Source organism: Thiomonas sp. UBA7699, from assembly GCF_002482605.1.
In the GTDB taxonomy this organism is placed as follows: Bacteria; Pseudomonadota; Gammaproteobacteria; order Burkholderiales; family Burkholderiaceae_C; genus Thiomonas; species Thiomonas arsenitoxydans.
In genome coordinates this window covers 98,873-125,526 of sequence record NZ_DLGH01000030.1, presented here as the reverse complement: position 1 = coordinate 125,526, position 26,654 = coordinate 98,873, and the positions used below count along the sequence as shown (strand labels likewise).

24 protein-coding genes, 1 tRNA gene and 2 pseudogenes are annotated in these 26,654 nt (G+C 64.2%); 16 read left to right on the top strand and 11 right to left on the bottom strand.

What is annotated here, in order from left to right:
* The 10 genes from B3H47_RS13740 to B3H47_RS13695 all read left to right on the top strand — a co-directional run.
* Nucleotides 1-422 (top strand): carboxymuconolactone decarboxylase family protein (locus tag B3H47_RS13740; RefSeq protein ID WP_286987563.1); only part of this gene is annotated, 422 nt, incomplete at its 5' end.
* 32 nt (nt 423-454) lie between these two features.
* Nucleotides 455-1,507, top strand: coding sequence for a thiamine pyrophosphate-dependent enzyme (locus B3H47_RS13735; protein ID WP_286987562.1), 1,053 nt, complete (start codon nt 455-457; stop codon nt 1,505-1,507).
* 10 nt (nt 1,508-1,517) lie between these two features.
* Nucleotides 1,518-2,522, top strand: coding sequence for an alpha-ketoacid dehydrogenase subunit beta (locus B3H47_RS13730; protein WP_286987561.1), 1,005 nt, complete (start codon nt 1,518-1,520; stop codon nt 2,520-2,522).
* Entirely contained in the window at nt 2,519-3,769 is a 1,251-nt protein-coding gene (locus B3H47_RS13725; protein WP_286987560.1) for a dihydrolipoamide acetyltransferase family protein, read from the top strand. The genes B3H47_RS13730 and B3H47_RS13725 overlap by 4 nt, the downstream gene beginning before the upstream one ends.
* Nucleotides 3,766-5,430, top strand: coding sequence for a glucose-6-phosphate isomerase (pgi, locus tag B3H47_RS13720; protein WP_286987558.1), 1,665 nt, complete (start codon nt 3,766-3,768; stop codon nt 5,428-5,430). The genes B3H47_RS13725 and pgi overlap by 4 nt, the downstream gene beginning before the upstream one ends.
* Entirely contained in the window at nt 5,427-5,552 is a 126-nt protein-coding gene (locus tag B3H47_RS13715; RefSeq protein ID WP_013122213.1) for a hypothetical protein, read from the top strand. Before pgi ends, B3H47_RS13715 begins: the two co-directional genes overlap by 4 nt.
* A gap of 437 nt (nt 5,553-5,989) precedes the next feature.
* Complete coding sequence (locus B3H47_RS13710) at nt 5,990-6,199, top strand: DUF2934 domain-containing protein (protein WP_286987556.1); 210 nt, start codon at nt 5,990-5,992, stop codon at nt 6,197-6,199.
* Nucleotides 6,200-6,457: 258 nt separating this feature from the next.
* A complete protein-coding gene (locus B3H47_RS13705; RefSeq protein WP_286987554.1) occupies nt 6,458-7,357 on the top strand; it encodes an aldolase in 900 nt (299 codons plus the stop codon).
* Between the two features lie 97 nt (nt 7,358-7,454).
* Nucleotides 7,455-8,753 carry a phosphopyruvate hydratase gene (eno, locus tag B3H47_RS13700; RefSeq protein WP_286987552.1) on the top strand — a complete coding sequence of 433 codons (1,299 nt, stop codon included), beginning with the start codon at nt 7,455-7,457 and terminating at the stop codon, nt 8,751-8,753.
* The gene (locus B3H47_RS13695; RefSeq protein WP_324344542.1) at nt 8,731-9,156 is read left to right on the top strand and encodes a DUF535 family protein; all 426 of its coding nucleotides are present in this window, start codon (nt 8,731-8,733) and stop codon (nt 9,154-9,156) included. The genes eno and B3H47_RS13695 overlap by 23 nt, the downstream gene beginning before the upstream one ends.
* Before the next feature lie 599 nt (nt 9,157-9,755).
* Here the strand turns inward: B3H47_RS13695 and B3H47_RS13690 are convergent.
* On the bottom strand, nt 9,756-11,288 hold the full coding sequence (locus tag B3H47_RS13690; protein ID WP_286987549.1) for an AAA family ATPase: 1,533 nt from the start codon (nt 11,286-11,288) through the stop codon (nt 9,756-9,758).
* Nucleotides 11,289-11,598: 310 nt separating this feature from the next.
* Here B3H47_RS13690 and mgtA point away from each other — a divergent pair, with 310 nt between their 5' ends.
* Nucleotides 11,599-14,118, top strand: coding sequence for a magnesium-translocating P-type ATPase (gene mgtA / locus B3H47_RS13685; protein ID WP_286987548.1), 2,520 nt, complete (start codon nt 11,599-11,601; stop codon nt 14,116-14,118).
* Nucleotides 14,119-14,181: 63 nt separating this feature from the next.
* Here the strand turns inward: mgtA and B3H47_RS13680 are convergent, their stop codons facing one another.
* Complete coding sequence (locus B3H47_RS13680) at nt 14,182-14,433, bottom strand: hypothetical protein (RefSeq protein ID WP_286987547.1); 252 nt, start codon at nt 14,431-14,433, stop codon at nt 14,182-14,184.
* A 575-nt stretch (nt 14,434-15,008) separates the two neighbouring features.
* Nucleotides 15,009-15,170 (bottom strand): annotated as a pseudogene (locus B3H47_RS13675) (ATP-binding protein); the annotation flags it as partial.
* A 114-nt stretch (nt 15,171-15,284) separates the two neighbouring features.
* Between B3H47_RS13675 and B3H47_RS13670 the strand changes: the two are divergent.
* Nucleotides 15,285-15,452: pseudogene (locus tag B3H47_RS13670) on the top strand (IS21 family transposase); the annotation flags it as partial.
* Between the two features lie 108 nt (nt 15,453-15,560).
* On the opposite strand, the gene B3H47_RS13665 reads toward B3H47_RS13670, so the two are convergent.
* Nucleotides 15,561-15,636 (bottom strand) — tRNA-Arg (locus B3H47_RS13665).
* A gap of 304 nt (nt 15,637-15,940) precedes the next feature.
* Here B3H47_RS13665 and B3H47_RS15355 point away from each other — a divergent pair.
* Complete coding sequence (locus B3H47_RS15355; RefSeq protein ID WP_156054296.1) at nt 15,941-16,573, top strand: c-type cytochrome; 633 nt, start codon at nt 15,941-15,943, stop codon at nt 16,571-16,573.
* 74 nt (nt 16,574-16,647) lie between these two features.
* Here the strand turns inward: B3H47_RS15355 and B3H47_RS13655 are convergent, their stop codons facing one another.
* The 6 genes from B3H47_RS13655 to B3H47_RS13630 all read right to left on the bottom strand — a co-directional run bounded on the left by B3H47_RS13655 (nt 16,648) and on the right by B3H47_RS13630 (nt 21,650).
* Nucleotides 16,648-17,217 carry a DUF2946 family protein gene (locus tag B3H47_RS13655; protein WP_276709005.1) on the bottom strand — a complete coding sequence of 190 codons (570 nt, stop codon included), beginning with the start codon at nt 17,215-17,217 and terminating at the stop codon, nt 16,648-16,650.
* A 3-nt stretch (nt 17,218-17,220) separates the two neighbouring features.
* The gene (locus B3H47_RS13650) at nt 17,221-18,252 is read right to left on the bottom strand and encodes a YheT family hydrolase (protein WP_414718246.1); all 1,032 of its coding nucleotides are present in this window, start codon (nt 18,250-18,252) and stop codon (nt 17,221-17,223) included.
* Between the two features lie 4 nt (nt 18,253-18,256).
* Complete coding sequence (locus tag B3H47_RS13645) at nt 18,257-18,709, bottom strand: YybH family protein (RefSeq protein WP_276709001.1); 453 nt, start codon at nt 18,707-18,709, stop codon at nt 18,257-18,259.
* Between the two features lie 25 nt (nt 18,710-18,734).
* Nucleotides 18,735-19,610, bottom strand: coding sequence for a formyltetrahydrofolate deformylase (purU, locus tag B3H47_RS13640; protein WP_286987545.1), 876 nt, complete (start codon nt 19,608-19,610; stop codon nt 18,735-18,737).
* Between the two features lie 232 nt (nt 19,611-19,842).
* Nucleotides 19,843-20,805, bottom strand: a complete 963-nt coding sequence (locus B3H47_RS13635; RefSeq protein WP_286987544.1) for an IS5 family transposase — start codon at nt 20,803-20,805, stop codon at nt 19,843-19,845.
* Between the two features lie 89 nt (nt 20,806-20,894).
* The gene (locus tag B3H47_RS13630) at nt 20,895-21,650 is read right to left on the bottom strand and encodes an SIMPL domain-containing protein (RefSeq protein WP_276708997.1); all 756 of its coding nucleotides are present in this window, start codon (nt 21,648-21,650) and stop codon (nt 20,895-20,897) included.
* A gap of 129 nt (nt 21,651-21,779) precedes the next feature.
* On the opposite strand from B3H47_RS13630, the gene B3H47_RS13625 reads away from it, so the two are divergent.
* The 3 genes from B3H47_RS13625 to B3H47_RS13615 all read left to right on the top strand — a co-directional run bounded on the left by B3H47_RS13625 (nt 21,780) and on the right by B3H47_RS13615 (nt 24,279).
* The gene (locus tag B3H47_RS13625) at nt 21,780-23,276 is read left to right on the top strand and encodes a Do family serine endopeptidase (RefSeq protein WP_276708995.1); all 1,497 of its coding nucleotides are present in this window, start codon (nt 21,780-21,782) and stop codon (nt 23,274-23,276) included.
* 120 nt (nt 23,277-23,396) lie between these two features.
* Complete coding sequence (locus B3H47_RS13620; RefSeq protein ID WP_013122227.1) at nt 23,397-23,849, top strand: RidA family protein; 453 nt, start codon at nt 23,397-23,399, stop codon at nt 23,847-23,849.
* Nucleotide 23,850: 1 nt separating this feature from the next.
* Nucleotides 23,851-24,279 carry a GNAT family N-acetyltransferase gene (locus tag B3H47_RS13615; RefSeq protein ID WP_276708222.1) on the top strand — a complete coding sequence of 143 codons (429 nt, stop codon included), beginning with the start codon at nt 23,851-23,853 and terminating at the stop codon, nt 24,277-24,279.
* Between the two features lie 41 nt (nt 24,280-24,320).
* Here the strand turns inward: B3H47_RS13615 and parC are convergent, their stop codons facing one another.
* A complete protein-coding gene (gene parC / locus B3H47_RS13610; protein ID WP_276708219.1) occupies nt 24,321-26,654 on the bottom strand; it encodes a DNA topoisomerase IV subunit A in 2,334 nt (777 codons plus the stop codon).

The following is a 26,654-nucleotide window of genomic DNA, read 5'->3' as shown; positions in this document are numbered from 1 at the left end:
GACAGCATGGACGCGTTTGCCGCGCTGCTCAAAAACACCCGGGTAAAACGCCCGAGACAAGGCGATGTGATCGATCTCTGATCCCGCGTTACCACGACTTGAAAACTGCCATGACCACTCATCAGAAACTCGAAGAAATCACCTCCTTGATGACTTATCTCAACAAGGACTATCCGACCGAAACCCGCGCCTTTTCCAATTTCATGCAAAAGGCGGAGGGCGGGCCCGCCCTGGACAAGCGGATGAAGGATCTCATCAATGTGGCGCTGGAGGCTGGCGCGAGCCGTGACGAGGTGATGTCGGCAGGTTTCATGGCCGTGCTGATGCATGGCGGCCCGGCTCTGATGTACCTCACGCCGATCCGGCAGGCGCTGGACGAACTTGGTGTGCCCGGGCGCGGCGCGGCGCGGCCTGCCGTCTGAATGCCGCCGCTGTCATTGCGAAAGGTTTCACCATGAATCGAGATCTGCATCTGCATTTTCTGCGCGATATGCTGCGGGCCCGTCGCCTTGAAGAACGCTTGGCGCAAGAATATGCGAAGGGCAATATCGGCGGTTTTCTGCATCTTTACCCCGGTGAGGAGGCGGTGGCGGTCGGGGTGCTCACCGCCGCCGAGCCGGGTGATTATGTGGTGAGCACTTATCGCGAGCATGTGCATGCGCTGGCGCGCGGCGTGCCCATGCGCGCCATCGTCGCCGAGCTGTTCGGGCGGCGCACGGGCTGCTCGGGCGGTTTGGGCGGATCGATGCATCTGTCCGATGCCCAGCGCCGCTTTCTTGGGGGCTATGCCATTGTGGGCGAGACCTATCCGATCGCCATCGGCGCGGCTTATGCCGTGCAACTGCGCGGTTTGCCCGAGGCGGTGATCTGCTTTTTCGGGGATGGTGCGGTCAACCAGGGCACATTTCACGAGTCGCTCAACATGGCCGCGCTGTGGAAGCTGCCGGTGCTGTTTGTCTGTGAGAACAACCATTACCAGATCGGCACCGAAATCCATCGCCACTCGGCTATCACCGAGGTGCACAAGCGCGCCTGCGCCTACGGCATTCCGGCGTTGCGCGCCAACGGCATGGAAGCAGAAGGGGTCCATGGCCACGCCAGTGCCATGCTCGCGCAGATTCGCGCCGGGCAGGGGCCGCAGTTGCTGGAACTTGAAACCTATCGCTATCGGGGGCATTCGATGGCCGATCCGGGCAGCTACCGCCCGGTCGTCGAGGTGGCCGCCTACACCGCGCAAGACCCCATTGGCGCCGAACTGCGCGAACTCAAGGCCCACTGCCCCGACGATGCCCTGCTGCAAAGCCTCGGGCTGGACAGTTGCGCCGCGCTTGGCGACCGTTATGTGCGCAGCGGACATCTCGACACGGCTGGGCTGGACAAACTCGAGGCCGAAATTCGCGCTGAGATCGACGATGCGGTGGCGTTTGCCATCGCCTCTGCCGAGCCCACATTCGACGACGCCCGCCGCGCGCTGCAGTGCGGCGTTGACGCCGCCACCCTGATTTGAGGAGCCTGATATGCCCACCCAGACACTCACTTACTGGCAGGCGCTCAATCGCGCGCTTGATGCCGAAATGGCCGCAGACGACGCGGTATTTACTTTGGGAGAAGACGTCGGCCTGTACGGCGGCACCTATCGCGTCACCGAAGGGCTGCAGGCTAAATATGGCGAACGCCGTGTGCTTGACACCCCGATTTCCGAGAACAGCTTTACCGGCCTGGGGGTGGGGGCGGCGATGCTCGGGATGCGCCCCGTGGTCGAGATCATGACCGTCAACTTCGCGCTGCTGGCGCTCGATGCCATCGTCAACATGGCGGCCAAGATTCCATTCATGTCCGGCGGGCAGTTTCGCATGCCGCTGACGATCCGCATGCCCGGCGGCGTGGCGCGGCAACTCGCGGCGCAGCATTCGCAGCGGCTGGAACACACGCTGATGAATGTCGCCGGACTGCGCATCGTCGTCCCGGCCACGCCGCAAGATGCTTACTGGCAACTGCGTCAAGCCATCCGCGCTGACGACTGCGTGATCGTGCTCGAACACGAGCTGCTTAATTTCGACCAGGGCCTGGTGAATGAAGACGAACCGGCCCCGCCGCCGCACCGTGCGATCGTGCGGCACCCTGGACGCGATCTCACCCTCATCAGCTATTCGCGCATGGCCAATCAGGCGCTGGCCGCAGCCGAGCAGCTCGCGGCAGAAGGCATCGAGGCCGAGGTCATCGATCTGCGCTCGCTCAGCCCGATCGACTGGGCCACCTGTGCCGCTTCGGTGCGCCAGACAGGCCATGTGCTCATCGCTGAAGAAGACAGCCGCTTTGCCGGGGCGGGGGCCGAGATCGCCGCCACGCTTACCGAACGGTGTTTCGACAGCCTGCGCGCTGCGCCAATGCGTGTGGCCGCACTTGACCTGCCCACCCCCTACAACAAGCGCCTGGAAGAGCAATCCATTCCTCAACCCGCAGATATCGCCGCAGCCGCCCGCAAACTCCTGGGTCTGGCCGCCAAGGAGAACGCCGTATGACCCAGACCGCCGTCATCATGCCCGTGCTGTCCGACACCATGCAGACCGGACGCATCGCGCGCTGGCTCAAGCAGCCGGGCGATCCCGTCAAGAGCGGCGATGTGCTGGCTGAAGTCGAGTCGGACAAAGCCATCATGGATGTCGAAGCCTATGCCGACGGCGTGCTGTCCGGGCCGCTGGCGCCGGTAGATAGCGATATCCCGGTGAAATCGACCATCGCCTGGATCACCGATGCGGCGTCGGCGCCAGCGCCAGCGCCAGCGCCAAAAAGTCCTGCACAACCCGCTGCGCAAGCGGCGAAGACCGGGGCCTCTTTGATGCAACAAACCCCACCGCGCGCCGCGCCGCAGCCCGAGGCTCCGTCCCCTGCGCCAACCTCTGAGCCCGCCACCCCCGCCCCCCAGCCCGAACCCCACGCCGCTTCCGCCCCGGCCAGCCCGGTGCTCGATGCAGCGCTGGCCGCGCGCTTTGCGGGCGGCGTCTCGCCATTCGCCCGCGGACTGGCTGCCGAGCTGGATATCGACCCTGCCTTGCTCCAACCCGACGCTCAAGGCCGCATCACCGCCGTGCAGGTGCTTGCTGCGGCCATAGGGCCGCAACTGCCCCATCTGCAACTCGGCCCGGTGCATCGCATCGAGCGGCCAAGCAGCCTGAAGGCGGCAATGGCCGAGAACATGCAGCGCACCGTGCACACGCCCACCTTCCATGTCACCGCGGCGGTCGATCTGCAACCCCTGCATGCCGCCGCGCAGCAGGCGCATCAATCCATCAGCCTGCTGCTGGCGCGCGCCTGCGCGCTGACCGTGCAGAAACACCCGGATTTCAACGCCTGCTGGACGCCCGGCGGACTGGCGCGGCGCGAGGCCATCGACATCGCCATTGCCGTCGATACCGCAGACGGTCTCATCACCCCGGTGTTGCGCAACGCCGTCCGCCCCTTGCCCGAGCTGAACGAAGACTGGCGAGAGCTGCGCGAGAAGATGGCGCGCCGCCGTCTGGTTCCGGCCGATTACTCCGGCGCCACCTTCTATCTCTCCAACCTCGGCATGTTCGCCGGGGTCGAGCAGTTCGACGCCATCGTCCCTCTGGGTGCCGCGGCCATTCTTGCTGTGGCGGCGCCAGCGCGCGACGGCCTGACCCGGCTCACGCTCACCTGTGACCACCGCGTCGTTGCCGGGGCCGACGCCGCGCGCTTTCTCGCCACGCTCGACGAGCAGGTGCGCGCCGTCGATGGGTTGATGGCATGAGTACCGAAACGCAAGCCACGCCGTCGGGCGCTGCGCCTGTACCCGCATGGGACTCGCTCGCCGCGCACCATCGCCAGATCGCCAGCCTGCATCTGCGCGAACTGTTCGAGCAAGACCCGCAACGCGGCGAGCGCATGCATGTCGAAGCGGCGGGGCTGTATTTCGATTACTCCAAGAACCGCCTGACCGACGCCACGCTGGCGCTGCTGTGCGAACTGGCCCGTCAGTGTGGTTTGCCCGAGCGGCGCGACGCCATGTTCCGCGGCGATCCGGTCAATGCCACCGAAAAGCGTGCCGCCCTGCACACGGCTTTGCGTGCGCCAAAGGGAGTGAAGGTTGTGGCGGACGGCGTGGATGTCGTGCCCGAAGTGCATGCTTTGCTCGACCGCATGGCCGACTTTGCCCGGCAGGTGCGCAACGGCCAGTGGCGCGGCTATACCGGCAAGCCCATCCGAAACGTGATCAATATCGGCATCGGCGGCTCCGACCTCGGCCCGGCCATGGCCTGCGAGGCGCTGCGACACGACAGCCACGCGGAACTGCATATGCGGTTTGTGTCCAACATCGACCCTGCGGATCTGCACGAAGCCACCCGCGGCCTGCATGCCGAAGAAACGCTGTTCATCATCTGCTCCAAGAGCTTTCGCACCTTTGACACCCTGACCAACGCGCGCGCGGCGCGGCAATGGTGCGTGGCCCAACTCGGCGACGAACGCGCCGTGGCCAACCACTTCGTGGCGGTGTCGAGCCAGGCGCAGGCGGTCGCTGAGTTCGGCATCGACACCCGTCACCTGTTTGGCCTGTGGGACTGGGTAGGCGGACGCTACTCGATGGATTCGGCCATCGGTCTGAGCACCATGATTGCCATCGGCCCCGACAACTTCCATCGCCTGCTCGCCGGGTTTCGAGCGATGGACGTGCATTTCCAGACTGCGCCTCTGCATCACAACATGCCGGTGCTGCACGGTTTGATCGCGGTGTGGAACAACAATTTTCTCGGCGCCGAAACTCAGGCCGTCCTGCCCTACAGCCACGCGCTGCGGCGTCTGCCCGCCTATCTGCAGCAGTTGGTGATGGAGAGCAACGGCAAGCACGTCACCGCATCCGGGCAGCAGGTGCCGCGCCCGACTTCGCCCATCGTCTGGGGCGAACCCGGAACCAACGGTCAACACTCGTTTTTTCAATTGCTGCACCAGGGCACCCGACTGGCGCCGTGCGATTTCATCGGCTTTTGCCGCACCACTACTGGGCAGGCTGCACAGCATGACCTGCTCATGGCCAATCTGTTCGCCCAATCCGAGGCGCTGGCCTTTGGCAAATCCGGGCAGGCGTTGCGCGATGAAGGCGTGCCCTCCGAGCAAATCGCGCAGCGAGTATGCGAAGGCAACCGCCCGAGCAATACCGTGCTGGCAGACGAACTCTCCCCTTTCACCTTGGGCGCATTGATCGCGCTGTATGAGCACAGCGTGTTCACCCAGGGCGTGTTGTGGAACATCGATTCCTTCGACCAATGGGGTGTCGAACTAGGCAAGGTGCTAGCCACACGCATCGCCGCCGAACTGGCCGCAGGCGATGGCGCGGCGATGGCGCACGACAGCTCGACCAACATGCTGATCCGGCGCTACCGCGCGAACGCTTCGGCATCCGGAGACCTGCCATGAATCAGAACAGCCCCTTGAGTCCGATGAACATGCAAGATCGCCAGATGCAGCCGCACATGCTCGTGCGCCGCACCATCGCCTTGGTGCTGGCGGGCGCACGAGCAACGGCGTGGTACTGGTGACCCAAAAAATGCTGCGCGCCCTCTGTGTTGGAGAAATGGATGAGGACGATGATGAATGAGTTTTTGGGAGGATGCCCGAGATCTGTTGTGCAGCGCAAGATTTGAGATGCTCATTAGAAAACGAACGCAGGGCCGCCCCAAGTTTTCTCATCCCATGAATTTTGAGCCCATTTCTTTGCAGGGCTTTTTGATCTGACCCTTGGTCTTGTCGCGCGTTAGCCTCCGTGCTGATGCAGATCAAGACATCTCGTCTGGACAGACTTATCTTGCGCTTTGCCGATGTATTGCCATTGAGAGGTGGATTTTCGGTGGATAAAGAGGCGCGTTTGCATAAATTGCAAACATTTTGTTTCATTTTTAGAGACGAAATTTTGTAAGGAGACCGTTTGATGGAAACTCAGAAGAGTTCTTCCGTTTCGGCGGAGCAGCTTCAACACATGATTGCCGAAGCCGCTTTTTATCGGGCGGAGCGCCAAGGTTTTCAAGGCGATCCGGTGGAGGACTGGCTGCAGGCGGAGGTGGAGATTGAAACCCTGCTGCGGGGCGCCCAGGAGCCCAAGCACAGCTCCGCGAAAAGGGCGCAATCTGCAGCCGAAGCCTCTGCACACGCCCGAAGCGAACCTAAGGCCGCAGCAAGGAAAAAGTAAGCAAGTTCAGAATTGACGCAATTCTCAACCCTCGCATCATTCGGAACCGCAAAGTTCCGAATGATGGGCTTCTCCATACTCGCGTGCTGATATTGCTTGCACGCGAGTACGGAGTATGTCGTCGGCTGTTGCCTGTCTCACACCGCAGTACACGCCATGCGGTGCGCGGCATCTGCCGCACGCTGCAGGCGTCGCTCGACAGGGATTGAATTTTCCGGGCGGAGTCACTGTTCTGCCCAACCCCATCCGGAGATTTTCATGTCCCTACCCCGTGCCGTCCCCGCAGATGTTCCCGAATCCGAGCGGGCCCGCTTTCTCGCCAATCTGCACCGCGTCACCCAGGGCAGCGGGCGGCTCATGCTCATGGCGGGCGATCAAAAGGTCGAGCATCTCAACGACGACTTCGTCGGCGATCATGTGGCCGTGGATGATGCCGATCCCGAGCATCTGTTCCGTATTGCCTCACGGGCGCGCATCGGCGCATTCGCCACACAACTCGGACTCATCTCGCGCTATGCGCCCGATTATCGGGATGTGCCTTATGTGGTCAAGCTCAACGCCAAGACCCACCTGGTTCCCGCCCGCAGCGCAGACCCGCTTAGTCGCCAGTGGCACACCATCGAGCAGGTGGTGAGGCTGCGCGACACCGCCGGTCTGCAGATCGTCGGCATCGGCTATACCCTCTACCCCGGCAGCGCATTCGAAGCCGAGATGCTCGCCGAGGCGGCCAAGGCGGTGTTCGAGGCGCATCAACAGGGCCTACTGGCGATCCTCTGGGCCTACCCCCGGGGGCAGCACATCACCGACGAACACGACGCTCATCTGATCGCCGGCGTTGCCGGATTGGCCGCCTGTCTGGGCGCCGACTTTGTTAAGGTCAACGCGCCCAGCGCCGGGCCGCAGTCACTGCGCGAAGCGGTGCGGGCTGCGGGTCGAACCGGCGTGGTCTGCGCCGGAGGCGGCGAGCGCGGCGCTGAGGCGTTTCTCAGGGGCTTGCATGCGCAACTGACCGAAGGCGGCGCAGCGGGCAGCGCCACCGGGCGCAACATTCACCAACGACCGCTCGCCGAGGCGGTGCGGCTATGCAACGCAATCACCGCCCTCGACTGCGACGGCGCGGGCCTCGACGATGCGCTGCGCATTCTGCACGGAAGCTGACTGCCGCTGCCTGGATGGCCCGCTGAACCTCGCAGCTTTCTCAGACTGTCACAACACCGTCTTAACCTGACCCGACTCACGCCCTGGAGCCCTGCCCATGAACGCCACCATCACCGCACTGACCGCCCGTGAAATTCTCGATTCGCGCGGCAACCCCACCGTCGAAGTCGATTGCACCCTGGCCAGCGGCATCAAGGCGCGCGCTGCCGTGCCTTCGGGCGCGTCCACCGGCTCGCGCGAGGCGGTGGAACTGCGTGACGGCGACGCCAGGCGCTTTGGTGGCAAGGGCGTGCTCAAGGCCGTTGGCCATGTCAACGAAGTGCTTGCGCCGCAACTCCTCGGCCGCAACGCCCGCGAGCAGGCGGCGATCGACGCCGCCATGATGGCGCTGGACGGCACCGACAACAAGGCCAAGCTCGGCGCCAACGCCCTGTTGGGCGTTTCACTGGCGGTTGCCCGCGCCGCTGCCGCCGCCTGCGACCTGCCGCTCTATCAGTACCTCGGCGGCCCGGGCGCTACGCGTCTGCCGGTGCCGCACATGAACATTCTCAACGGCGGAGTGCATGCGCATTGGCAGGGCGCCGATTTTCAGGAATTCATGATCGCGCCGCTGGGCGCAACCAGCGTGCGCGAGGCGGTGCGCTGGGGCTCGGAGGTCTATCACGCGCTGCAGTCGATTCTGCAAGCCAAGGGGCTGTCGGTCGGCGTGGGCGATGAAGGCGGTTTTGCCCCGCAGGTTCAGTCCAACGAACAACCGTTGGAGCTCATCGCACAGGCCATCGAAAAGGCTGGATTGCGGCCCGGCGCCGACGTAGCGATTGCCATCGACCCGGCGTCCAGTGAATTCTTCGAAGACGGCCGGTATTACAACCTGCGTACCGAAAAGCGTCGCCTGGAGGCACCGGAAATGGTCGAGTATTACGCCCGGCTCGTGAAGGTCCACCCCATCGTTCTGCTCGAAGACGGCATGGCCGAAGACGACTGGGCCGGATGGAAGGCGCTCAACCACGCGCTGGGCGACACTACCGAACTGGTCGGCGACGATATTTTCTGCACCAACCCGGCCATCATCGCCCGCGGCATCGCAGAGAACATCGCCAACTCGGTGCTCATCAAGCTCAACCAGATCGGCACGCTCACCGAAACCATCGCCGCCAACCGTCTGGCGCGCGATCACGGCTGGGGCGCTTTTGTTTCGCATCGCTCAGGCGAGACCGTGGACAGTTTCATTGCGGATCTCACCGTGGCGCTCGATACCGGCCATCTCAAGACCGGCGCCCCCGCGCGCGGCGAGCGAGTGGAAAAATACAACCAGCTCATGCGTATCGAGCAAGAGCTGGGCAGTGCGGCCCATTACGCCGGCCGCGGCGCCTATGTGCGCGCGCCGCGCTTTTGAAGACTGCGTGTACCCGGCGTCGCACAACACCCCGCCCGGCGGGGCGTTGTGCTCGATCAAGCACCACATCCATCGCGGTACTAGCGTATCCATGCAGCTGCGCCGTACAAAGTGGCGCGTGCGTGCCCTGCTATATGGCAGGAATTTGGCTGAAGTGAAGAGGTTCATGCAGTCGACGGGTGTGCAGCGCGACATCTTGCGGACACCTCCTCGCCTTTACGAGAAGGTCTATCGTCCCTATCTTGTGTGCGGGCTGAGCCCTCGGCAAAGCGCCCGTTTGGTTTACAGCCACTACCGACTGGCGTATGACTATTTGAGCGGGGCACAACGGCGCGCCATCCATTGGCATCAGGGACTGAATCTCTGCAAGGTGGCGGCAGAAGCGCAGCCCTCCACCGCCTGACTTCGCTATGTCGATCAATTCGGGAAAGAAGGCGAATGAAAGCTGGAGTTGCTGTGACCTGCCCCCTTGGGCAAACGGGCGTACTGTGCCAGCTTCAGTTTGATCGGCCAGAACTCCCATGATCTGGGTTTCGTGATCGGATGCCTACAAGGGCCTAGCCTGCAGACCGAAGAGGGACGCGATCAGATCGCTCGAAAAACGGCCAGATTGTCTGCCATGACGGAATACCGCAGCGCCGAAAAGCACGCCCTTGAGGCAGATGGGGTTGATGCAGCAGGTGAGGGGCGATTCATCGCCGCATAGGCGATAGAGAAAAATTGCCCTGCACTGCACCGTGAGCGTGCAGGGCATCCCTCTTGCTCCCTGTGTTGAGGCCAGGTGCCGACGGAAGGGGGTTTGGTTTTCGCCCAGTCATGCAACAGCAATTCGCCCAAGACGGTACCGGGGGACGGACCGAAAATTCCAACAAGGTTGGAATCGCCGTTGCCTCCATCGAGCCGCCGCAGCGAGCCGAGCGCTGTGACTCCAAGCCCCCTACGCGCTGCGCAGCTGCCCCCTTCGGGCGGGGGTCGCCCTGCTCGGGCGGCCGTGCTCCCGGCTCATCGCGCAGCCTTCCAGCGTCGCGCGATGGCATCGACGTCCAGAGGCGCGTTGGTGTCGACCGTGATGCAGACAAGATCTTCGTCCGGGCTCAGTGCATCGTGGTCGTGGAGTTGCCGTTCGAGCACGGCGAGATCGGCTTCCGAGGCATCGTCGCGGCGGGTGCTGCGAGCCTGCACGCGCTGGCGCAGCACGGCGGGGTCGGCATGACAGTGCAGGATCGTGAACGGCACGCCTTTGCGGTCTGCCAGGCGGCAAAACGCGTCGCGCTCGCGCGCCCGCAGGAACGCGGCATCGACGATCACCGGGTAGCCGGCATCGAGCACGGCCGCGGCCGATTCACGCAGGCGCGCATAGGTGCGCCGCGTCGCTGCCGGGGCATAGATGTCATGCGCCACCGGCGCAGACGCGTCGAGCGGGTGCAGGCCGAAAAGCCGCTTGCGCTCGACGTCCGAACGCAGGCGAATCGCTCCCGCAACCTCCAGCAGTCGCTGCGCCACATGGCTTTTGCCCGATCCCGACAGGCCGTGGGTGATGAGCAGGCGCGCATCACCCGCCGCGGCCAGCCGCCGCGCCGTGCCGACATAATCCGGCCCGGCGCTGGCCAGACCCTCGGCGCGGCGCAACCCCGTCACCAGCGCCCGCGCCAGCGCCCGATAGACGGCGTAGTAGCGCAGCACAGCCACGCCGGCATGGTCGCCGGTGGCGTCGAGCCAGCGGTCGAGAAAGCGCCACGCCAGGTCGCTGCGCCCGTGCGCGGTCAGGTCCATGGTCAGGAAGGCGATGTCGCTCTGCACGTCGATCCAGCGCAGGCCGGGGTCGAACTCGACGCAGTCGAACGCCGTGACCTCATCGCCGAGGGTGACCAGGTTGTCCAGGTGCAGATCGCCATGGCCTTCGCGCACCCAGCCCCGGCGCTTGCGGGCCACGAAGCGTGCACGAAGACGCCGACCCTGCGCCGCGCACCAGTCGTGCAGGTCGGCCACCGTGCGGGCGCCGACCTGCGCTTGCAGCCCCGCCAGGACTTTCGACGTGGCGGCAAGAATCGCCGCCGGAGCGCCGTAGGGCGTCTCGCCTGTGGCTGCGGGCGCGGCGGCGTGAAATGCGGCCAGCCGCGCCGCCAGCCGATCAATAGCGGTGGTGGCGAGACTCCCGGCCGTCAGCCTTTCGCTCAAGAGCGCACCCGCGGGGAACTGCCTCATGCGCAGCGCGTATTCGATGGGCTTGCCGTCGCCGCCCAGGCGTGGAGCCGTCGCACTGCCATAGATCGGCACTACGTCCAGGTAGATCGCGGGGGCGAGTCGGCGGTTCAGCCGCAGTTCTTCCTCGCAGCCATGGCGCCGCGCCTCGAGCGCGCTGAAGTCGAGAAAACCGAGACGAACGGGTTTCTTGACTTTCCAGGCAAACTTGCCATCGAGCAGCACCCAGGAGATATGCGTCTCGACGCGCCGTACCGGTCGGCCGGTGGCTGTCTGCAACATTTGCTGCAGGCCGTCGATCAGCGCGGCGGCTGGGCTAGGCGGCACGGGCATGGTGCGTTGATTCGCCTTGTCTGCCAAGCGACCCGCGCTGGGCCTGCGGCTCGGCGGCCCAAGCGCGATCCAAACCATCGGTCTTGCCCCGCATGACCACGCCGCGCGCCCAGCAGCCGACGAGCCGCTGGCTGGTGCAAACATGGCCCAGCATCGGAAGGGGGTTGTGCTGACTCATTGCGGCTCTCGGCATGGGAAACGTCATCCCATTATCGACGCGCAACGGCGCTTCGCGACTGGATCGACTGCAATGTCATCATGGTCTGGCATGCTGCACGCCTAGTGGGAAAAACAGCACAAACCATTCGACATGACCTCGACCGATCAAGCCTCCTTGGGCCAGGGATTGAGCAGCGCTGAGGCGGCCGCCCGGCTCAATCAGTTCGGGCCGAACCAGATCCGGCCGAAGCGGCAGCGCCTGGTCATTCTGGAATTCCTGGCGCGTTTGCGCAACCCGCTCGTCCTGATTCTGCTGGCGGCCAGCGGCATTTCCGCGGTGACCGGCGATGCCACCGGGGCCTGTGTCATCGGACTCATCGTGCTGGCGAGCGTGACGCTCGATTTTTTCCAGGAACATCGCGCCGGACAGGCGGCGCAGCGTCTGGCCGCACAGGTCGAGGTCGTCGCCACCGTGCTGCGTGACGGCACGCCGTGCGAGGTTGCGCTGAGCCGGCTGGTTCCCGGAGATGTCGTCCTTCTTTCTGCGGGCAGACTGGTGCCGGCGGACGGCATGGCGCTGGAGGCCGATGACTTCTTCGTCAACCAGGCCCAACTCACCGGCGAGCCCTATCCGGTGGAAAAGCGCCTGGGCCCGACGCTCGAAGCACACACCTGGGACGCCGATGCGCCCAACGCCGTGTTCATGGGCAGTTCCGTGGTGAGCGGCTCGGCGCGCGTGCTCATCCTGCGCACCGGGCCGCTGACCGCACTGGGACAGATTGCCACGTCCCTGGAAAAACAGCCGCCGGCAACCGCGTTCGAGCGGGGCACGCGCCAGTTCGGCCTGCTGATCATGCGCCTGACCTTTGGAATGGTGCTGTTCGTGCTGCTGGTCAACATCGCCCTGCATCGTCCGCTGCTGGAATCCTTCCTGTTCGCCGTGGCCCTGGCGGTGGGACTCACCCCCGAACTCCTGCCCATGATCGTGTCGGTGACGCTGGCGCGCGGCGCTTTGCGCATGGCGGACAAGAAGGTGATCGTCAAGCGCCTGTCGGCTATGCAGGACATGGGGTCGATGGACGTGCTGTGCACCGACAAGACCGGCACCCTGACCGAGGCGAAAATCCGCCTGGAGCGCCACATCGATGCGCAGAGCCGCGACAGCGCGCATGTGCTGGAACTGGCCTATCTCAACAGCCATTTCGAGAGCGGCCTGAAAAGCCCGCTCGACGACGCCATCCTGCAGCACGACGAGATCGACGCCTCCGGCTGGAACAAGCTCGACGAAGTGCCGTTCGATTTCGAACGGCGGCGCGTTTCCGTCCTGGTGGAAAGACAGGGCAGACGTCTTCTGGTGGTGAAAGGCGCGCCGGAAGACATTCTCGGCCTGTGCACCCGATATGAGCGGGAAGACGGCTCTGCAGCGCCGATTGACGGAGCAGCCCGCGCGTGCATCACCGCGCTTTTCGACAGCCTGGGCGAGGAGGGATTGCGAGTGCTGGCCATCGCCTGGCGCGACATGCCGCCTGACCATCCGCATGCGGTGGTCACGGACGAGTCGGCGCTCATCTTCGCAGGTTTTGCGACGTTTCTCGATCCGCCAAAGGCGAGCGCCGGGGAGGCGCTGGCCGCGATGGCGGCCAGCGGCGTCGCCGTGAAAATCGTCACCGGTGACAACGAACGGGTCACGCGCCATATCTGTATGCAATTGGGCGTACCCATCCACGGCGTGCTGACCGGCAAGGAGATCGCGGCCATGAACGACGACGCGCTGCGCGCGCGTGTGGCCGACGTCAATCTCTTCTGCCGCGCCAATCCGGCGCAGAAAAACCGCATCCTGCTGGCATTGAAGGCGCGCGGCCACGTCGTCGGCTATTTGGGCGATGGCATCAACGATGCGCCCTCGCTGCATACGGCCGATATCGGGATCTCGGTGGACAGCGCGGTAGACGTGGCCAAGCAGGCCGCTGCCATGATCCTGCTGGAAAACGACCTCGGCGTCTTGCATGCCGGCATTCTCGAAGGTCGTCGCACCTTCGGCAATGTGATGAAGTACATCATGATGGCCACTAGCTCCAACTTCGGCAATATGTTCAGCATGGCGGCAGCGGCGCTCATCCTGCCTTTCCTTCCCATGCTGCCGCTGCAGATTCTGCTCAACAACCTGCTCTACGACTTTTCAGAACTGCCGCTGCCGCTGGACAATGTGGATGAAGAGGATCTGGTGCGTCCGCGGCGCTGGGACATGACCTTCATCCGCAACTTCATGCTGACCATTGGCCCCATCAGCTCGCTGTTCGACTTGCTGACTTTTTACTTGCTGATGACATTGCTCAAGGCCGACGAGACCCTGTTCCACACCGGCTGGTTCGTCGAGTCCATCGCCACCCAGGTCCTGGTGATCTTCATCATCCGCACCCGCCGCAATCCGCTGCGCAGCCATCCGCACCCCTGGCTCACTTGGCTGTCGCTCGGCGTGGTCGCATTGGCGATGCTGCTTCCGTTCTCGCCGGTCGCCAGCGGCCTGGGATTCGTGCCGCTGCCGCTGGAGTTCTTCGGCCTTCTGGCCGTGTTGCTCGCGGTCTATCTGTCTCTGGTGGAATTGGGCAAGCGCTGGTTCTACACAAGATATGCCGCACCCGCGGCAAATCAGTCTGCGGAGCGGCATTAGAGGCGTCGAACTGCCGCTCTGCGGCAGTCTATCGACTCGTAATCCCAACGCAGTTCGCGCACATTAGTATGCGTTCGCCTGACGCGTCAGTACTTCGAGGCGGGCGATGACGACGGCCAAGCCGTCGGATGCGGGGAGGGTCTGCGACGGATTCGCCGCGAACTGTGCGTCCGACTGGGCCTGCCGCACCTTGGCAGCCTGAACGAGTGAGTCCCAGTCGGTCCGTGGGTCGTAGTCATCGCGGCTGGACTGCGCTTCAATTGCTTGGATTTCGGCCCAAGTTTTGCCGATCAGGTTCGGGTTGTCTTGTTGCATGGGGTTCAGGATTCGTTCTTTCGGCAGGACACTTTGGAATCTGTGAGACTGGGTCGCGGAATCCGCGGTGCGACCCACAGTCTCATTGGGAGGGCGGCCAACACCCGCGTCAACGATCTGGACGCAGCAGGCCATATCAGCTTGACGATGGATCCCCACGGCGGCGTCTTTGTTCCTTAACCAGTCGTGAGTGGTGCCGCCGATGCACTGCCTGCCGGGTGGTGCGCCCTCAATCCTCAGGGTTCTGCGTCAGTTCGATCCGGAAAAGCGAACACGACTGGACTGTTCGCAACTGGAGCCGCACCACGACAGGACCGCTTGAACGTCTAATCGGGCTGCGCGCCCATGCATTGTCCAACCCCGAATTCAAGATGATCCTCCTCTTGCGGCCGCATCAAACAGTAACGAAGGAACTGGGCAAGCAAGTCGAGCACGCGATCCGTGTGATGGTCTTCAACCGACTGGGCGACGCAGAGTGCGTATTTCGGCGAACGTGACCGACGATTTCGGTCGAACGTGACCGGTCATGCAGCATGAGGTGTTGCGCGCTCACAGTTTAGGTTGATCGGTCACGATTAGTCGGCTTTTTTCTCCATTTTGGGCGGTTTCGGAGCCTGGCGCAACGAGTCGCCGGTCAGGGTGAAGCGGTGGTGCTGCTGCATGACACGGTCGAGGATAGCGTCGGCGATGGTGACGTCACCGATCCAGGCATGCCAGTGCTCGATGGGCAATTGGCTGTGTTGACGCCGACCGAAAATTGACCCACCTACAGTGATAGTGCCGATCCAAATTTGACCCGGGTGTTCAACCTACCCTGCCTTTTTTTGAGCAGGGGAGAAGGAGTGATCACCATGGCCATGATTGGCAAAGTCAAGCGGATGTATTTTCGCGAGAAGAGGTCTGTTCGGGAGATCGTGCGGCTGACGAGTTTGTCGCGCACCACGGTGTGCAAGTGGCTCAAGACGCCGGTGCTGGAGGAGCCCAGATACGGGCGCAGCGATGAGGCGGGCAAGCTCACTGGGAATTGAGTGGGAATGCGTTCCCACAAACGGGCGTTTTTGGCACAAAAAAGCCCACGGCGTTAGTGTGGGCCTGTTCTTTAAGTTCCTGTTTTTCTTTTGTTTTCTTGGTGCGCCCGGCTGGGATCGAACCAGCGACCCTTGGCTTCGGAGGCCAATACTCTATCCACTGAGCTACGGGCGCAGGCGGAAGGTGCGTTGTGACTTCCGTGCAACGCAACATCTTAACCTGATCGGGGGCTGTCGCGGACGTAATGTCAGGAGGGCTTCTGCTTTGGCTGCCTGCAGATTTGACTTGAATTTGACTTGAGGTTCGGTCGACAGGGGGCGACGGTATGTCGCACTACAGAATGTTTCTGAATATGATGCGAATCAAGTTCAGGATCTCTGGCGGGCGGTGTTGGGGTTGACCCCGTCGAGGGATCGTGAGCAACGCATATCATGTCGTCTGCAACTTTTCAGATTTCCACTTTTTACACTCGACCGTTATGAGCGCACCGCACTCGAATTCCCATTCCGCTTCTTCCAGTTCCGACGATGTGTCTGATCTGCCTTTTGCGCCGACTCTGCGCAAGATTCTGATGGTGATGGGCGTCGGCTTCATTGTTCCTATCGTCTTGTTGCTGTTGATTGCGTTTTACATTGGCAGCAGCAGCCAGCCACCGGCGGGTTCGGAGGCGCTGGCGACGGCTGAGGTGGATGCGCGGGTTGCTCCGGTGGGCTCTGCCGCAGTCGCGGCCAGCAGTCAGGCTGCGGCACAGCAGAATGCGGCCTCGATGACCACAGCCGCTGCGGCGCCTGCGGCTTCTGCTGCAGCGACAACGCCGGCGGGCTCAAGCAGCGGTGCCGCGGTGCCGGTTGCGGCGACCAAGGTGGACGGCAAGGGCTTGTACGAATCCACCTGTATCGCCTGCCACGGTGCGGGTGTGGCGGGCGCACCCAAGGTGGGCGACAAGGCAGCCTGGGCGCCGATCATTGCACAGGGCGATGCGGTGCTGTACGACCGTGCGATTCATGGTTATACGGGCAAGCTCGGCGTGATGCCGCCCAAGGGCGGTTCGTCGGCGAGCGATGATGACGTGAAGGCCGCTGTGGACTATATGGTGGCTCAGTCGAAATAAGTGTCGAAGGGGGTGCTCCCCGCCTTCGTTGCGACAAAAAAGCCCGCGATCTGCGGGCTTTTTTGTCGCCAACTTCAGGGGGGATCGGGCCGGAAACCGAAGAACTCAGCAGGCGACTCGGTGAAGTGGCCGATAGTCAGGGGGGCGGCGTTGGGCAGGCAGAGTTGTGTGCCCGGGGCATCGAGATGGTCGGAGAGCAGGGCCATGTCGGCGCTGTGCAGCAGGCCGGGGCCGAGGTCGGTGCGCAGCCACACCTGACCCCGATCATCCAGCCAGAGGGATTCGACCTTGCAGGTCTGGTCGGTATGCGTGCTCCACGGTTCGCCCGCTTGGGCGCCGTGATGCAGGCGGATGATCCACGGCGCGGCTTCCAAGCTGACATCGACCCGCTGCGGGCCGTTCTGAAAGTACCACGCGCCGGTGGCATCGACGGTGTAGTTGCGGCCGATGAAAGCGGCCAGGCCCGCATGCAGGACGGGGCCGGCGTCGGTTTTGTCCAGTCGCCCCTGTGCATCGCGAGGCCAGGTGGTGGCGCCAGCGTGATTGCGCATCCACCATTGGCCGCGCTGGTCGAGGGCCAGCCAGCCGGTGCAGCGTGGCACGCTGGGCCAGCGTGACATGGCTTGGAGTACCGCGCTGTCCATGGGTTAATTTCCGTGTTGGAAGAAGTGCAGCAGACGCTGCGGCAGCCAGTCGAGATGCCCGGGCAGGCCGCCTTGAGCAAAACCGACATGGCCGCCGTGGGCGGGCTGCTCAAGCCGCACCCAATCTGAGACGGCGCTGGCGACGGGTAGCACGGCGGCGGGCTGGAAGGGGTCGTTGCGGGCGTTGAGAATAAGGGTGGGGACGCGAAGCTCGCGCAGATGCGGTTTGCTGGAAGCGCGCTCCCAATAATCGGCCGCGTCGCGGAATCCGTGGATGGGGGCGGTGAAGGCATCGTCGAACTCGCCCAGATTGTGCGCACGCCGCACGCGCTGCGGATCGGCGAGCCCGGGGTGACGCGCGATCATGCGCAGGGCCTTGGGCTTGAGGGTGCGCAGAAAAAGCCGGGTGTAGATCTGGTAACTCATGCCGGTGGCGATAGCGCGGCCTCCGGCGGCCAGATCGAGCGGGGCGCTGACGGCCGCCACGGCGCGCACTCGCTGGCTGGCCGCCGCGCCCTGCACTTGCGCCCAGCGCAATAGCGCATTGCCGCCCAGCGACACGCCTGCGGCGTACAAGGGCGCGCGCGGGCGGGTCTTAGTGAATCTCTGGAGTATCCAGTCGATCTCGGTGAAATCGCCGGAGTGATAGGCGCGTGGCGCGCGGTTGTCTTCGCCCGAGCAGCCCCGGAAGTGCGGCACGGCGCATTGCCAGCCGACCAGGGCGCAGGCGGCGAGAATCGCCTGTGCATAGTGGCTCTGCGACGAACCTTCTAGCCCGTGGAACAGTACCAGCAGGGGGGCGGAAGGGCCGAACGGGGCGTCCAGCCAGTCCACGTCGATGAAGTCGCCGTCGGGCGCCGTCCAGCGTTCACGGCGCAACGCGGGGCGACGCGCGCCGGGACGTGAGATCAGTGCAGGCACCACCGTCTGCAACTGCCCGCCGGGCAGCCAAAGCGGTGCGATGTAGGGAGTTGCGGCCTTGGTCGAAGACACGGTGCGGGTAAGGAGGCCGAGCGGGACGCTATTCGTCGACACCCTCTCAGTGCAGGACGTCGGTCGGCGCCATGGCGGCCAGCGGCGCCTGCGGCGCGCCGGGGCTGGCGTGGTGCAGCACGATGCGCCACCCGGCGGCGGTTTGTACGAACAGATTGGTGGCGAGCACGAAGCCCCATTGCGGCTGGCCGTCCACATCGAGCGGCACGCGTTCGACCACGCTGTGTGCGGCGCTGGTCATGCTGTGCCAGCGGTGCTGTACCTCGGCATTGATCTGCAAGCCGCCGTTGGCAAACAGTTGCGCGAAGCCCTCGCGTATCGCTGCCTGACCGTCCAGCCGTTGGCCGCCGGGATGAATGCAGCAGATCTCGTCTTCTTCCGACCACAGGGCCATCAGTGCGTCGAGATTGCCGCTGGAAAGGGCCTCGTAGAACGCGGCTTCGACATCATCGGGCGAGTTGGTCCAGGGGGTTTGGGGCGGGAGCTTGCGGCGCGGCATGGTGGGTCTCGGTCGTTGTGTCGGGTCAGCGGAACACCACGGTTTTGTGGCCGTTGCGCAGAATGCGATGCTCCACCTGCCAGCGCACGGCGCGCGCGAGCACGACGCTCTCCACATCCTGGCCGACGGCGGTGAGGTCGGCTGCACTCATGGTGTGGTCGACGCGTTCGACGTCCTGCTCGATGATGGGGCCTTCGTCGAGCTCGGCGGTGACGTAATGCGCCGTGGCGCCGATGAGCTTGACCCCGCGCGCATAGGCCTGCGCGTAGGGGCGCGCCCCCTTGAAGCTGGGCAGGAAAGAGTGGTGGATGTTGATGGCTCGGCCTTCGAGTTGGGCGCAGAACTCAGCGCTCAAAATCTGCATATAGCGCGCGAGCACCAGCAGCGCCGCGCCGCTTTGTTGCATCACGCCGAAGAGGGCCTGCTCCTGCGCCCGCTTGGTTTCGGCGGCTTCTCCGGCCTTCAACGGAAGATGGTGAAACTCGATGCCGTAGCTGCGCGTCAGGTCGGCGAAAGTGGTGTGATTGGAGACGACGGCGGCGATGTCCATCGCCAGTTGCCCGGCCTTCCAGCGGTATAGCAGATCGTTGAGGCAATGGCCGTACTGACTGACGGCGATGACGACCTTGGGGCGAATGCGCAGATCGTGAAACTGAGCCTGCATGTCGAAGCGCTTGCGCACATCGCCGAACAACAGCGCGAGCTGGGCAGCGTCTTGTAGATGTTCCGGGGCGGAGAAGTGCACCCGCATGAAAAACAGCCCGGTGTCGGCGTCACCGTACTGCTGCGAATCCATGATGTTGCAACCCGCCTGATAGAGCAGGCCGGAGACCGAATGCACGATGCCTGGCGCGTCCGGGCACGAGAGGGTGAGAACGAATTCTGGCTGGGTGTGAGGCATACCGGGCCGTGCGGGACGGCAGGGAAGAAGGGCAAGCCCGCGATTTTAGGGGCCCGGAAGCGAAGAGAGAACTAGGGATGGTGTCCAAAAAGCGTGAACGGATGAACGGCTGGAGACGGGATGGCGTGTAATGCAGTCGGACCGCGATGTGGGGCCGAAAGCGCCTGCCCATTCGGGATCGCAGCGAGTTTTGCGCTGCACTGGGCAGCGCTTTGACGCCTTGCGGACGCATTCATCCCATGGCGCCGATCAGTCGGTGGCGCGCCATCCACAGATTGCTCAGCGCGAACAGCGTGTGCAACTGGGCGGTGTTCTTCGCCAGTCCGCGGTAGCGGACCTTCATGTGCCCGAACTGGCGCTTGATCACGCGGAACGGGTGTTCCACCTTGGCACGGATGCGCGCCTTGACGTGCTCGAGTTGTTCGGCGATGGCGTCGTTGGGATCGGCCTTGTCGAGCAGCCGGCGCTTGCCCGGACGCATCGCGACATGCCACTGGGTGTCGATGGCCTGCGTGTCATCGCGCTTGTCTACGCCCTGGTAGCCCGCATCGGCGAACACCGCCGATTCTTCGCCATGCACCAGCGCATGCGCCTGGGTCACGTCATTGACGTTGGCCGGTGTGCCCACCACCGTGTGCACCAAGCCGCTGTCGGCGTCCACGCCGATAGGGGCTTTCATTCCAAAATGCCACTGGTTGCCCTTCTGGGTTTGATGCATCTCGGGGTCGCGTGTGCCGGTGCTGTTCTTGGTCGAACTGGGTGCCGCGATCAGCGTGGCGTCGATGGCCGTGCCTTCCTTGAGCAACAGCCCCTGGGCCGCCAACGTCGCGTTGACGGTTTGCAGCATCTGGGGCGCCAGGTCATGGCGCTCGAGCAGATGGCGAAACCGCAGGATGCTCACCCGGTCGGGCAACCGGTTCATCCCGCCCAGCCCCGCGAACTGCCGGTACAGCGGCACGTCGAACAGCGCCTCTTCCATCGCCACGTCCGATAGTCCGAACCCCTGTTGAAGGAAGTGAATGCGCAGCATCACTTCAATGCCGAAGGGCGGGCGCCCTTTGTCCTTGCGCGGCGCATGCGGCGCGATCAACGCCAGCAATGCATTCCACGGAACCACGCGTTCCATCTCGTCAAGAAGGACCGCCTTGCGGGTCTTGCGGTGGGTCAGGTCCAAGCCAAGGTCGGTCTGTTTCATGCCGTCATTGTCTCGACTGCGTGACCACCACGCCAGTGGGCGGCGGCTTTTTGGACACCATCCCTAGAGGCGGAAATAGAGGCGGCGTATCAGCGAGTGAGCTGCACCGACCCCTGCACCGTGAGCTGCAGCGGGGTACGCCCTGTGGCCAGGGGTACGGCGGGTGCTTGCTCTTCGGCCATGGGCGCGGCGGCGCGCATCATCATGGGGCGGGGCTGCGGCAGTTGTCCCTGCGTGGGTTCGATGCTCAGGGTGCGCAGGGTGTAGCTGCCGTAGCCCAGCGCGCGCGCCGCCGTGGCGGCCTTGGACTTGAAGCGCGCTATGGCCGAATCGATCAGCGTGGTTTCTTCGCGGTCGCGCAGGGCCTTGGAGAGTTCGAAGCCGTTGGATTCGATCATGAAGCCCTGCTGCGCCAGTTGCCCGGCCATCTTGCCCAAAGCGGCAAAGTCGTGCGACTTGAGCACCAGTCCGCCGCGCACCGTCCAGCCGTCGCGTTGCGACTGATTGTTCACCGTTTTCCAGCGTGGCTGGGTGGTGAACGCCCCACTGCTGGCCTCGATGTCGGGCACGGTGCGGGCCTGCTTCAAGGCTGCTTCGAGCGACTTGCTGACTTGCGCGGTGAGGCTGGCCGGGTCAGCCCCGCTGCGTTCCGCGGCCAGAGTCATCACCGCGAGGTCGGGCACCACTTCGACCTGCGCCGTGGCCTGTAGATCCACCACCCCCGCGACCACCCCCGGGGTGGGCTGCGCAAGGGACTGCGCCTGCGCGGCAGAGCAGAACAGAAGGCTGGCGAGCCATAGGCCGACGACGGGTGAAACTGGACGCAAAACAGGACGTGATGACATGGTTTTCCTCGCAGACAAAGATCGGACGCGACAGACGTAGACCCCAGACGCAGACCCTTAAGCCGAGTCTAAGGCAAGGCAGCGAACATTCCACCATCGCAACTCGTTTGAATCGTTTCGGAGGCAGTCATGCAAAGCAAAAAATCGAAGGTTTCGTCAAAACTCTGGGCCGCACTGGCGGCAGCGGGCATCATCGCCGGAGCCGGCACCATGGCCTATCAGTTCAGCTATGCCGAAACGGCGCCGCAGGTTGAAATGAACCACAAGGTCGTGCCGCTATTCAACAATCCGCCGGCCGCACCAGCGACCAATGTGGCGGTGAACGCGCCGAACTTCGCTTCCATCGTCAAGGCCTACGGCTCGGCGGTGGTGCACATCAATGTGAAGGGCGAAACCAAGGAAACGGTGCAGCAGCAACAGATTCCCAAGCAGTTCCAGAACGATCCGTTTTTCCGCTTCTTCCAGCAATTCAATAACGGCCAGCAGCAGGAAGTGCCGACCGAAGGGCTGGGCTCGGGCTTCATCATCAGCTCCGACGGGCTGATTCTGACCAACGCGCACGTCGTCAAGGGCGCCAGCTCGGTGCGTGTGACCCTCACCGACCATCGCACTTACAAGGCCAAGGTGCTGGGCTACGACACCAAGACCGACATCGCGGTGATCAAGATTCCGGCGACCAATCTGCCCACGGTGCGGCTGGGCAACCCGTCCAATCTGGAGCCGGGTGACTGGGTGCTGGCCATCGGTTCGCCCTACGGCTTCTACAACACGGTGACCGCGGGGATTGTGAGTGCCAAGAGCCGCTCGCTGCCCGACGACAGCATGGTGCCCTTCATTCAGACCGACGTGGCGGTGAACCCCGGCAACTCGGGCGGGCCGCTGTTCAACACCAAGGGTGAAGTGGTCGGCATCAACTCGCAGATCTTCACGCAGACCGGCGCGTTTGAAGGGCTGTCGTTCGCCATCCCGATCAATGTGGCCGAGCGCGTGGCCAAGCAGATCATCGAGCATGGCAAGGTGCAGCACGCACGGCTGGGCATCGCGGTGCAGACGGTGACGCAAAACCTGGCGACCTCTTTTGGCTTGCAAACGCCTCGCGGCGCGCTGGTCGCGCAGGTCGAGAAAGACAGCCCGGCATCCAAGGCCGGTCTCCAGCCGGGCGACATCATTCTCAGCGTGAACGGCCAGCCGGTGAACGATTCGGCCGATCTGCCGATGATGATCGGCCTGTCCGAGCCCGGCAGCAAAGTGACCCTGGGCGTGTGGCACGATCACAAGCAGCAGACCATCACCGCGGTTCTGGGCAACTTCAGCGATAACGTGACCCTCGCTTCGGCCAGCCCGGGCGCAAAGGGCGACCACGGCGGGCTGGGTCTGGTGGTGCGCCCGCTCAACGCCAATGAAGAGCAGCAGGCCGGCGTGTCGCATGGGTTGTTGGTCGAGGGCGTCAGCGGCCCGGCGGAACAGGCCGGCATCCAGCCCGGCGACATTCTGATCGCGGTCGACGGCAAGTCGGTCAGCAGCATCGATCAGGTGCGTGGCATCCTGAAGAGTGCGGGCAAATCGGTGGCCTTGCTGATTCAGCGCGGCAGCAACCGCATCTTCGTGCCGGTACAGGTCGGCTGAAAACTTTCCTCAACTTCCTTTCCTCCAAGCAGTGTTTCGCGGGGCCGCTGGCCCCGCTTTTTTATGCGCGGTCTGGCTGCGGGTGTGTTCTACACTCGGGTTTTCCCGAAGGAGTACGCCATGTCGATCGCACAAAACCTCAAGAATCTGGGCATCAGCCTGCCCCCCGTTTCCACCCCCGCCGCAGCCTATGTGCCGTACGTGCAGACCGGCAATCTGGTGTTTCTCTCAGGCCATATTGCGAAAAAAGAGGGCAAGGTGTGGGTCGGGCAGCTTGGTACGGACATGGACACCGCGACCGCCAAGGAAGCGGCGCGCGCCATCGCCATCGACCTGCTGGGCACGCTGCAGGCCGCGGTGGGCGATCTGGAGCGGGTCAAGCGCGTGGTGAAACTGCTCGGTCTGGTGAACTCCGCGCCGAATTACACCGAACATCATCTGGTGATCAACGGCGCGTCGGAACTGATCGCCCAGGTGTTCGGCGAACGCGGCGCGCATGCCCGCAGCGCTTTTGGCGTGGCGCAGCTGCCGATGGGCGCCGCGGTGGAAATCGAACTGATCGCCGAGGTGTGAGGTGATTCGCAAGGCCCAGCTGGGCGACGCCGAGGCGCTCGCCGCACTGTCGGGTCAACTGGGCTATCCCGCCACTGCGGTACTCATGCGCGAGCGGCTTGCACTCATCTTGCCATCAGCCGATCATGCGGTGTTTGTTGCCGAAGTGCAAGGGCGAGTGGTGGCCTGGACGCATGTGCTCAAGGTGCTGCATTTGGAGTCCGGGCTCTGCGCCGAAATTGCCGGGCTGGTGGTGGACGAGGCGCACCGCAGCGAAGGCCTGGGAGCGGAGCTGGTGCGCCGCGCCATCGACTGGACGCGTTCGCAGGGACTGGCCGTGCTGCAAGTCCGCAGCCGCGCCGAGCGCCTGCGCACCCATCAGTTCTATTTGCGTCTGGGCTTTACCCAGACCAAGGTGCAGCACCTGTTCGAGTTGCGCCAGCCGGACTGAGTGTCGCAGCGCAAGCCCGGCTTCTATGCAGGCGTTCTGTTTTACGCGCGGCTTAGGCGGTCCGGCTTGAACGTCACCTCGAGCTTGCGTCCGCGCCGGGCGCGTTTGCCGACATAAGCGGTTTGCTGTGCGGCGCTGAGTGTGGCGCTGCGTTCCGTGCCGCCGCGACCTTTGCCGCTGACGAGCAGGGCGTCGCGCTCGGCGGCCAACTGCGCCACGCTTTGCAGGGCTTCCTTGGCGTCGAGCGCCATCAGGGTGATACCCCTTCCGCCGCGGGCCAGAGTTTTGACTTCTGCGGCCGGATAGAGCAGCAGGCGGCCGTCTGCGCTGAGCGTGGCCAGACGCCCGAAAGGGCTGCCGTCGGCGTCGGTGTCGAGCACCAGCGGGCGCTGCAGGGCGTCGCCGTCTTCGAGGGTGACGAAGGTTTTGCCCGCGCGTTGGCGGCTCAGGGCATCGCTGATGTGGGTGACAAAGCCGAAGCCCTGCGCCGTCCACAGCAGTAGCGCCGTGGTGCGGGCGCCCGCGAGGTAATGCAGGGCCTGCGTGCCCGGTGCGAGTTCGATGAAAGAGGTGACGGGCTGGCCGTCGCCGCGCCCGCCGGGCAGGTCGGCGACCTCGATGGAATAAACCCTGCCGTCGCTGCCGAGCACGACGAGCGGATCGACGCTGCGGCATTCGAACGTGGCGTAGAGCGCATCGCCCGGCTTGAAGGTGAGGGCGGACAGCACCAGGCCGTGGCCTTTCTGCGTGCGCAGCCAGCCTTTTTGCGACACGATGACGGTGACGGCTTCATCGACCACCTTGACCTCGGCCACGGCGCGTTGCTCGGCCTGGATGAGGGTGCGGCGGTCATCGCCGAACTGTTTGGCGTCGGCCTCGATTTCGCTGATGATGCGCCGGGTCATGGCTTTTTCGTCGGCGAGCAGTTTTTGCAGCTCGGCGGCTTCAGTGCGCTGGGCGGCGAGTTCCTTGTCGATGCGGATGGCCTCCAGCCGTGCGAGCTGGCGCAGCCGCATGTCGAGAATGTCGTCGGCCTGCAACTCGGTGAGATCGAAGCGCGCCATCAGCGCCGGCCTGGGATCGTCGCTGTTGCGGATGGTGTCGATCACCTCGTCGAGATTGAGCAGCACCTGCTGCCGACCTTCGAGGATGTGGATGCGCGCGTCCACCTGTTCCAGACGATGTTTTGAACGACGCTGCACCGTGTCGCGGCGGTAGGCGATCCACTCGCGCAGAATGTCCATCAGCCCCTTCTGGCGCGGCTTGCCGTCGGTGCCGATCATCACCAGGTTGATCGGCACGCTGGTCTCCAGGCTGGTGCGCGCGAGCAGGGTGTTGACGAACTCGGCCTGATCGATGCGCGAGCTGCGCGGCTCGAACACCAGACGCACCGCGGCTTCGCGGCCCGACTCGTCGCGCACCGTGTCGAGCAGGTTCAGCAGGGTGGCTTTCAGTGCGATCTGCTCGGGCGCGAGCGCCTTCTTGCCAGGGCGGATTTTGGGGCTGCTGAGTTCCTCGATTTCTTCGAGCACCATCTGCGCGCTGGTGCCGTGCGGCAGTTCGTTGATCACCAGTTGCCATTGGCCGCGCGCGAGTTCTTCCACCGTCCAGCGGGCGCGAACCTTCAGGCTGCCGCGGCCGACGGCATAGGCGGCGGCGATGTCCTGCGGGCTGGAGATGAGCTGGCCTCCGGTGGCGAAGTCGGGCCCGGGCATCAGCGCCAGGACGTCGGCGAGTTCGAGGCGGGGATTCTTCAGCAGGGCGACGCAGGCGCTGGCCACCTCGCGCAGGTTGTGCGCCGGAATCTCGGTGGCCATGCCCACGGCGATGCCGCTGGCGCCGTTGAGCAGCACGAAAGGCAGTCGCGCGGGCAGCAGTCGGGGCTCGGTGGTCGAGCCGTCATAGTTGGGAATGAAGTCGGCGGTGCCCGCGTCGATCTCGCTGAGCAACAGCCGGGCGATGGGCGCAAGCCGCGCCTCGGTGTAGCGCATGGCGGCAGCGCCGTCGCCGTCGCGCGAGCCGAAGTTGCCCTGACCGTCGATCAGGGGATAGCGCTGCGCGAAGTCTTGCGACAGCCGCACCAGGGCGTCGTAGGCGGCCTGGTCGCCATGCGGGTGAAAGCGGCCGAGCACGTCGCCCACCACCCGCGCCGACTTGACCGGCTTGGCATCGAACGCCAACCCCATGCGCCACATGGCGTAGAGGATGCGCCGCTGCACCGGCTTCAGACCGTCGCACACATCGGGCAGGGCGCGGCCCTTGACCACGGAAATGGCGTAGTCGAGATAGGCGCGGCGCGCATAGTCGCCCAGCGCCAGCGAGTCGGTGTCGTCTTCAGGCCGGTTGTCGAATTCGAGGGTGGCTTGTTCGCTCAT

Coding starts and splice junctions, on each gene's coding strand:
- B3H47_RS13645 (WP_276709001.1), bottom strand. CDS start 18,709: ATGCCGCGCCGCAAGCTCCCGCCCCAAACCCCCTGGACCAACTCGCCC.
- B3H47_RS13715 (WP_013122213.1), top strand. CDS start 5,427: ATGAATCAGAACAGCCCCTTGAGTCCGATGAACATGCAAGATCGCCAG.
- B3H47_RS13620 (WP_013122227.1), top strand. CDS start 23,397: ATGTCGATCGCACAAAACCTCAAGAATCTGGGCATCAGCCTGCCCCCC.
- parC (WP_276708219.1), bottom strand. CDS start 26,654: ATGAGCGAACAAGCCACCCTCGAATTCGACAACCGGCCTGAAGACGAC.
- eno (WP_286987552.1), top strand. CDS start 7,455: ATGAACGCCACCATCACCGCACTGACCGCCCGTGAAATTCTCGATTCG.
- B3H47_RS13725 (WP_286987560.1), top strand. CDS start 2,519: ATGACCCAGACCGCCGTCATCATGCCCGTGCTGTCCGACACCATGCAG.
- B3H47_RS13655 (WP_276709005.1), bottom strand. CDS start 17,217: ATGGACAGCGCGGTACTCCAAGCCATGTCACGCTGGCCCAGCGTGCCA.
- pgi (WP_286987558.1), top strand. CDS start 3,766: ATGAGTACCGAAACGCAAGCCACGCCGTCGGGCGCTGCGCCTGTACCC.
- B3H47_RS13680 (WP_286987547.1), bottom strand. CDS start 14,433: ATGCAACAAGACAACCCGAACCTGATCGGCAAAACTTGGGCCGAAATC.
- B3H47_RS15355 (WP_156054296.1), top strand. CDS start 15,941: ATGAGCGCACCGCACTCGAATTCCCATTCCGCTTCTTCCAGTTCCGAC.
- B3H47_RS13690 (WP_286987549.1), bottom strand. CDS start 11,288: ATGCCCGTGCCGCCTAGCCCAGCCGCCGCGCTGATCGACGGCCTGCAG.
- B3H47_RS13635 (WP_286987544.1), bottom strand. CDS start 20,805: ATGAAACAGACCGACCTTGGCTTGGACCTGACCCACCGCAAGACCCGC.
- B3H47_RS13735 (WP_286987562.1), top strand. CDS start 455: ATGAATCGAGATCTGCATCTGCATTTTCTGCGCGATATGCTGCGGGCC.
- B3H47_RS13730 (WP_286987561.1), top strand. CDS start 1,518: ATGCCCACCCAGACACTCACTTACTGGCAGGCGCTCAATCGCGCGCTT.
- B3H47_RS13695 (WP_324344542.1), top strand. CDS start 8,731: ATGTGCGCGCGCCGCGCTTTTGAAGACTGCGTGTACCCGGCGTCGCAC.
- B3H47_RS13705 (WP_286987554.1), top strand. CDS start 6,458: ATGTCCCTACCCCGTGCCGTCCCCGCAGATGTTCCCGAATCCGAGCGG.
- purU (WP_286987545.1), bottom strand. CDS start 19,610: ATGCCTCACACCCAGCCAGAATTCGTTCTCACCCTCTCGTGCCCGGAC.
- B3H47_RS13625 (WP_276708995.1), top strand. CDS start 21,780: ATGCAAAGCAAAAAATCGAAGGTTTCGTCAAAACTCTGGGCCGCACTG.
- B3H47_RS13710 (WP_286987556.1), top strand. CDS start 5,990: ATGATTGCCGAAGCCGCTTTTTATCGGGCGGAGCGCCAAGGTTTTCAA.
- mgtA (WP_286987548.1), top strand. CDS start 11,599: ATGACCTCGACCGATCAAGCCTCCTTGGGCCAGGGATTGAGCAGCGCT.
- B3H47_RS13630 (WP_276708997.1), bottom strand. CDS start 21,650: ATGTCATCACGTCCTGTTTTGCGTCCAGTTTCACCCGTCGTCGGCCTA.